Source organism: Pseudomonas sp. P4_C3 (assembly GCF_056402075.1).
In genome coordinates, this window is the sequence record NZ_JBFUIC010000352.1 from 1 (window position 1) to 3,930 (window position 3,930).

The window sequence follows — 3,930 nt, forward strand, 5'->3', positions numbered from 1 at the left end:
CTCTCGTTGCAGGTGATTGCTTTGAGCTACCGAATCAGGAAGCCCGTCTGGTTTCATAGTCATGACGTTAGAGGCTGAGGAAGTTTACTAACTTGCATCGAGTTGAACGGCACCTGGGGGCAGGTGCCTTTGGAGTGCGGTTACAGCCAACCTTTAATCTGTGCGCAAACGGCTTGAGTTGAGATTCCGTAACGATCATGCAACGTCGGCAGGGCACCTGCGTCAAGGAACGCGTCGGGCAAAGCAATCTGCCTGAAAGTTGGCGTCACTCCGTTACGCAGCAGCACCCCTGCAACGGCCTCGCCAAGACCGCCAATGATCGAACTGTTTTCTGCTGTGACCACCAGCCGACCTGGCTTCCTTGCCTCGGCAAGAATGGTTTGCACATCCAGGGGTTTGATCGTCGGTACGTGCAGCACGGCGACATCGACGCCGTCGGTTTGCAGTGCCTTGGCGGCTTCCAGTGCGCGCATGGTCATCAGGCCGGTGGAGATGATCAGAACGTCGTTACCGGTGCGCAGGGTCTTGGCTTTGCCGATCTCGAACTTGTAGCCGTACTCGTCCAGCACCAGCGGCACATTGCCGCGCAGCAAACGCATGTACACCGGCCCCTGATGCGCGGCGATGGCGGGCACGGCCTGTTCGATTTCGAGTGCATCGCACGGATCGACGATCATCAAGTTAGGCATGGCGCGGAAGATCGCCAGGTCGTCCGTAGCCTGGTGGCTTGGGCCGTAACCGGTGGTTAGGCCGGGCAGGCCGCAGACGATCTTGACGTTGAGGTTTTCCTCGGCGATGGCCATGCAGATGAAGTCATAGGCACGGCGCGAAGCGAACACCGCGTAGGTGGTGGCAAACGGCACGAAGCCTTCTCGGGCCATGCCGGCGGCCGCGCTCATCAGCAATTGCTCGGCCATGCCCATTTGATAGAAACGGTCGGGATGGGCCTTGGCGAAGATGTGCAGGTCGGTGTACTTGGACAGATCGGCGGACAGCCCGACGATGTCCTGACGCTGATCGGCAAGCGCGGCTAATGCATGTCCGAAAGGCGCCGACTTGGTGGCTTGGCCTTCCGAAGCAATGGAGGCGATCATCGCCGAGGTAGTCAGACGCTTCTTGATCGGCTCGGCAGTCGAAGTCGGAGTGTTTGCGGCATTGCTCATTGGTTTTTTCCTTCTTCAAGATTGTTCAGTGCCAGATCCCATTCGTGCTCTTCCACGCGAATGAAGTGCGTCTTCTCGCGGGTTTCCAGGAAGGGCACGCCCTTGCCCATTTTGGTGTCGCAGATGATCACTCGTGGCTGGGCGCCGGGATGATGGCGAGCGGCATCGAATGCCGCGACCAGTGCATCGATGTCGTTGCCATCGACGCGCTGGGTGAACCAGCCGAACGCTTGCCAGCGATCGACAATGGGTTCGAACGACAGGATTTCGCTCGAATAGCCATCGGCTTGCTGATTGTTGACGTCGACGATGGCGATCAGGTTGTCGAGCTTCCAGTGCGCCGCCGACATCACGGCTTCCCAGGTCGAGCCTTCATTCAGCTCGCCGTCCGACAGCAGGTTGTAGACGAAGGAGGCCGAGCCTTTGCGCTTGAGACCCAGGCAGGCACCGACAGCGATGCCCAGGCCCTGACCCAGCGAGCCCCCGGTGATTTCCATGCCCGGGGTGTAGGCGGCCATGCCCGACATCGGCAGGCGGCTGTCGTCCGAACCGTAGGTTTTCAGTTCATCGAGCGGGATGATTTTGGCTTCGATCAGGGCGGCATACAGCGCAATGGCGTAGTGACCGATGGAGAGGTAGAAGCGATCACGTTCCTCCCATTCCGGGTCCTCAGGCTTAAGATTCAACGCATGGAAGTAGGACACGGCCAGCAGGTCGGCCGCCCCGAGGGCCTGGCCGACATAACCCTGGCCCTGGACTTGCCCCATGCGCAGCGAGTGACGACGAATATTGTGGGCGCGCTGCGCCAGACTCTTGCTTGAAGCGTGTGAAGACTGGGTTGTCATGATGAAACTCCGTTAACTCAACGATTGACCAGGGCGGCGGGAATGCGCAGGACCAGCAGGGCGCCGCTCACCAGCACACCGGTGATCAGGTACATGCCGATGGCGCTGGAGCCGGTCTGTGTGGTGATCCAGCCGATCAGGTAAGGCGAGCAGAACCCGGCGAGGTTGGCGAAGCTGTTGATTGCCGCAATGCCCGCGGCGGCGGAAACGCCCCCGAGCAATGTGGTGGGCAGCATCCAGAACAGCGACGTCGCCGACAGAATGCCGGACGCCGCCAGGCACAGGCTCAGGATGGACAGGACGATATTGCCGCCCAGCAATGCGGCGAGGGTCAGGCCGAGTGCGCCGGCAATCATCGGGGCGATCAGGTGCCAGCGTCGCTCGCGGTGTTTGTCGCCACTGCGACCGACCAGCAGCATTGCCACGATGGCGCAGAGGTAGGGCAGGCTGGTCAGGAAACCGATGTGCAGCGGATCGGAAACCCCGGCGTTGCGTACCAGTGTCGGTAGCCAGAAGGTGATCGCGTACTGGCCCATTACAACGCAGAAGTAGATGCCTGCGAGCAACCACAGACGACGGTCGCGAATAAACTCGCCCACCGACGCATGGGTGATTTTCTGCTGGTCATCCTCGGCCAGCTCGCGGCGGATCAGTGCTTTTTCGTCGTCATCGAGCCAGGTGGCTTGATGTACGCCATCCTTGAGGTAGCTCAGTACCAGCAAGCCGATAAGAACGGTGGGCACAGCTTCGAGCACGAACATCCATTGCCAGCCGGCCCAACCGTGCAGGCCGGCAAAGTGGTTCATGATCCAGCCGGAAAGAGGGCCACCCACCATGCCCGACAGCGGAATGGCGATGAACCACAACACGGTCATGCGTGCACGGCGGTAGGACGGGAACCAGTAGGTCAGGTACAGCAACAGGCCCGGCGCCAGGCCGGCTTCGGCAATGCCAAGCAGAAAGCGCAAGGCATAGAATTGCCAGGCAGTTTCGACGAAGGCGAACAGGGCCGAGACGATGCCCCAGGTGATCATGATGCGGGCGATCCAGACCCGAGCGCCGACCTTGTGCAGGATGATGTTGCTCGGCACCTCGCAGAGGAAGTAACCGATGAAGAACATGCCCGCGCCCAGTCCATAGACTGTTTCGCTGAGGGCCAGGTCGTTCATCATTTGCAGCTTGGCGAAGCCGACGTTGACCCGGTCCAGATACGCGCACAGATAGCACAGCATCAGGAACGGCATCAGGCGCCAGGCCGTTTTACGGTAGGCGGAGGAGCGCACGGTCGAAACCGCTTCGAGCGACAGGGTTGTCATGATGGTTCGATCTCTTGTTTTTATTGACCGCCAGGGCCCGAGGCCCGGCTGCATCGTCGATCCAGAACCGCACGGGCCGGGCAGGCCCGCCCAGGTGTACTCAGTGAATCAGCATGCCGCCGTTCACATCCAGGGTGATGCCGGTCAGGTAAGAGGATAGGTCGCTGGCCAGGAACAGGGCCGCATTGGCGACGTCCTGAGCTTCCCCCAGACGCCCCAGGGGGATGCCGTCGATGATCGCGTGGCGACGGTCGTCCTGCATCAGGCCGCCGGTGATGTCGGTGTGGATCAAGCCGGGGGCGATGGAGTTGACGCGCACCTTGTCCGGTCCCAGTTCCCGCGCCATGGCTTTGGCCAGGCCCAGCACACCCGCTTTGGCGGCACTGTAGTGAGGGCCGCCGAAAATGCCACCGCCTCGTTGCGCGGAAACCGAGGACATGCAGACGATGCTGCCGCCGGACTGCTGGCGCATCAGCGGAATCACTGCCTGGGACATGAGCAGGGTGCCGCGCAGGCTTACGTCCAGCACCTTGTCGTAGTCCGAAGGGCGAATATCCAGGGTTTTGAGAGGCTGGGTGATGCCAGCATTGTTGACCAGAATGTCGA

4 protein-coding genes are annotated in these 3,930 nt (G+C 60.9%); all 4 read right to left on the minus strand.

Annotated features, from left to right (window positions below):
• Nucleotides 1-140: 140 nt before the first annotated feature.
• Nucleotides 141-1,163, minus strand: a complete 1,023-nt coding sequence (locus AC1DVH_RS27345; protein ID WP_056723312.1) for a transketolase family protein — start codon at nt 1,161-1,163, stop codon at nt 141-143.
• Nucleotides 1,160-2,008: a transketolase gene (locus AC1DVH_RS27350; RefSeq protein WP_477756422.1), complete on the minus strand. Its 849-nt coding sequence runs from the start codon at nt 2,006-2,008 to the stop codon at nt 1,160-1,162. Before AC1DVH_RS27350 ends, AC1DVH_RS27345 begins: the two co-directional genes overlap by 4 nt.
• Nucleotides 2,009-2,025: 17 nt before the next feature.
• Nucleotides 2,026-3,324 carry an MFS transporter gene (locus tag AC1DVH_RS27355; RefSeq protein WP_056723308.1) on the minus strand — a complete coding sequence of 433 codons (1,299 nt, stop codon included), beginning with the start codon at nt 3,322-3,324 and terminating at the stop codon, nt 2,026-2,028.
• A 100-nt stretch (nt 3,325-3,424) separates the two neighbouring features.
• On the minus strand, nt 3,425-3,930 hold a 506-nt coding region (locus AC1DVH_RS27360), incomplete at its 5' end, for an SDR family NAD(P)-dependent oxidoreductase (RefSeq protein WP_477756423.1).

Excerpts from the sequence above, each read along its gene's own strand:
- AC1DVH_RS27355 (WP_056723308.1), bottom strand. The coding sequence starts at position 3,324 with ATGACAACCCTGTCGCTCGAAGCGGTTTCGACCGTGCGCTCCTCCGCC.
- AC1DVH_RS27350 (WP_477756422.1), bottom strand. The coding sequence starts at position 2,008 with ATGACAACCCAGTCTTCACACGCTTCAAGCAAGAGTCTGGCGCAGCGC.
- AC1DVH_RS27345 (WP_056723312.1), bottom strand. The coding sequence starts at position 1,163 with ATGAGCAATGCCGCAAACACTCCGACTTCGACTGCCGAGCCGATCAAG.